This window comes from Pseudomonas sp. 2995-1, assembly GCF_002742505.1.
GTDB lineage: Bacteria > Pseudomonadota > Gammaproteobacteria > Pseudomonadales > Pseudomonadaceae > Aquipseudomonas > Aquipseudomonas sivasensis.
In genome coordinates this window covers 1-309 of record NZ_LJSA01000256.1, presented here as the reverse complement: position 1 = coordinate 309, position 309 = coordinate 1, and the positions used below count along the sequence as shown (strand labels likewise).

1 protein-coding gene is annotated in these 309 nt (G+C 43.0%); it reads right to left on the bottom strand.

The features are described from left to right. A partial coding sequence (locus AOA61_RS05625) for a PhoH family protein (RefSeq protein ID WP_143521178.1) occupies nt 1–309 on the bottom strand: 309 nt, incomplete at both ends.

Here is a 309-nt window from a genome sequence, read left to right as displayed (position 1 = left end):
CATTTTTATTTGTTCAGCAGTCGTATTTTGAGCTTCGTCTAATATTACAAACGAATCATCGAGAGTTCTCCCGCGCATATAAGCTAATGGAGCTATTTCAATCGTTCCTCGCTCCATAAGACGAGTGGTGTGTTCGACGCCCAACACATCATGAAGGGCATCATATAAAGGTCTTAGATAAGGGTCTACCTTTTCCTTTAAGTCACCAGGCAAGAAGCCTAGACTTTCACCTGCTTCAACTGCAGGACGCGTCAAAACAATTTTCTTAATGTTCCCTTCTTTTAATGCGTGGACCGCCATCACTACTGC